The 2,068-nt window shown below is 34.2% G+C and carries 4 protein-coding genes; all 4 read left to right on the forward strand.

Features of this window, described 5'->3' with window-relative positions; translation table 11 throughout:
* The first annotated feature begins 326 nt into the window (after positions 1-326).
* Genes KUA57_RS09385 through KUA57_RS09400 form a run of 4 tightly spaced genes read left to right on the forward strand, consistent with a single transcriptional unit; the run spans position 327 to position 1,988 of the window.
* Positions 327-680 (forward strand): helix-turn-helix domain-containing protein, encoded by a 354-nt coding sequence (locus KUA57_RS09385; protein WP_218494145.1) that lies wholly within the window; start codon positions 327-329, stop codon positions 678-680.
* Between the two features lie 43 nt (positions 681-723).
* Positions 724-1,104, forward strand: coding sequence for a hypothetical protein (locus KUA57_RS09390; protein ID WP_250646354.1), 381 nt, complete (start codon positions 724-726; stop codon positions 1,102-1,104).
* A gap of 3 nt (positions 1,105-1,107) precedes the next feature.
* A complete protein-coding gene (locus KUA57_RS09395) occupies positions 1,108-1,587 on the forward strand; it encodes a hypothetical protein (protein ID WP_250646355.1) in 480 nt (159 codons plus the stop codon).
* A gap of 20 nt (positions 1,588-1,607) precedes the next feature.
* Positions 1,608-1,988 (forward strand): ImmA/IrrE family metallo-endopeptidase, encoded by a 381-nt coding sequence (locus tag KUA57_RS09400; protein WP_218494147.1) that lies wholly within the window; start codon positions 1,608-1,610, stop codon positions 1,986-1,988.
* Positions 1,989-2,068: the final 80 nt, after the last annotated feature.

The following is a 2,068-nucleotide window of genomic DNA, read 5'->3' on the forward strand; positions in this document are numbered from 1 at the left end:
TTTCAATTCCCCTATATTATCTCACATGCTCTATTCAATTGTCAAGGAACAAGTAAACAAGAAACAACTAAATTTTTAACTATTTTTTTGTACTTTTTTATTGACAAAGTCTATAATAAAGTCTAAAATGAAATCATAACAAAAACACTAATAAAACTATAAATACCGTTCGCTAAAACATTTTTTATAATTTATTTCTTAGTTGTTTTTTTAGTTGTAACTTACTTACAAAAACTATTCTATACTTTTTTCTAGATTGTGTCAATACTTTTTTCTAGAATTTTAGAAATATTTTTTGTGATACCCTTAGAAAGGTTGATTTAACAATGTTTTCAACGCTAGAAAAAATTAAAGAATTAGCTAAAAAAAGGGGGATTCCTCTATCAAAACTAGAAGAAAGTCTAGGATATAGTACTAATTATTTCTATACTTTAAAAACGAAAACCCCAAACTCTGACCGCCTACAAGAAATCGCTGACTACTTCAACGTATCCACGGATTATTTGCTTGGTCGCACGGATAATCCGTCTATTGCAAAGGATGATACAATCGCAGGATACACGTCTGACGACCTCCGAAAGATGGCAGAGAATGCCAAGACCTTCGATGGCAAGCCGCTTACAGAAGAAGACATCGATGCCATCCAGAACATTATTGAGATTTATTTGAGAGGTAGATAGTATGACAAGCATTCCAATGAAAAAGAATCCGTTCAGAGAAAAGATGACAGCGATCAGGATTGTCAATCCTGAAACTTCTCAGTTTCTAGGAACGATCACTAATTTTGATATGTTTCCTGGTTCAACATCTTTGATTGCTTTTCTAGATTTTTTTAATCTAAGACCCGATACAGACTATATCTTATCTCTAACTGCCCACTTCCCTGACGGTACGTCCTACCCTGTTCATGCTACGAGAATAAATATTGCAAGGCAGGGCTTTGTTTTGCTGGAAGATGGCTTTGGGATGGCTACTGGAAATTTCAGCTTTAATTTTACGATACAGAACCCAAGTGATTTTTTCTTTTTCTTCGTCTTGATGGACGAAAACGGTCAGGAAGTAGATACAGCATATAGTTATCATCATTTTGGAAAGTGGGGATAATCAATGCCGGAGACACAAGATAATTTCAAACCTACCCCTTCCAATGTTTCTTCAATTCACGCTTCTAAATCTTCATTGAAAACTGTACCCATACAAAATCGTGGTATAATGGAGTCAGAAATGTTATCGGAGGAAAATATTATGTCACAAGATACTTACAGCAAATCTGAAATCGACTTAAAACTTGATAAAATTAATTCTGACACCCAGCATGGATTCGAGAAAATTGATTTAAAAATTGATCAACTCAGACAAGAAATGCGTAGCGGATTTGAAAAAATCGACTTAAAATTTGAACAAGTTGATTTAAAATTTGATAATTTCGAGAAACGTGTAGAGACTATGTTTCTAACTCAAGAGAATAAGAGATTAGAAGAACAAGCTAAAAGCAAAAAAGAGTTCATGTATTGGTTTATCGGATTGTTAGTTAGTACTTTACTGGGGATACTAGCAATCATCGTAACCATTTTAACAACAAAATAACACAAAAAGGATGATAGCCTATGACTATTGAAGAGCTAGTAGACTCGCACGGTGTCACTCTCGCTTACTTTGATAATGAACTCTGGCATAGACCAGGAGTTTACATCAAAGAAATCAATATTATTTTCATAAACAGTGAGCTGTCAGAGAACACAAAAAAACGGGTCATATACCACGAATTAGGACATCTGGAACATTCTACTGCACTATATAAAAATAATCGCACCAGATGCGAGAATGAAGCTAATAGGCACATGATTCATAAGTTGCTAGAAGAAGAACTCGCACTATCAGACGACCATCAATCATTCAACTATCTTCATTTCATGCAAAAACATGAGCTTAGAACAGTCGCAGACGAATTAATGGTCATTGACGAATATTATGAATTGATAGGATAGTTTATCAGAATAACTATAAAAACAAAAAAAAATCCCCACACTCAAATTTTGGTCGAGGAGAGTGTGAGGATTAGGTAGTA

This window comes from Streptococcus vulneris (genome assembly GCF_019218685.1).
GTDB classification, from domain to species: Bacteria; Bacillota; Bacilli; order Lactobacillales; family Streptococcaceae; genus Streptococcus; species Streptococcus vulneris.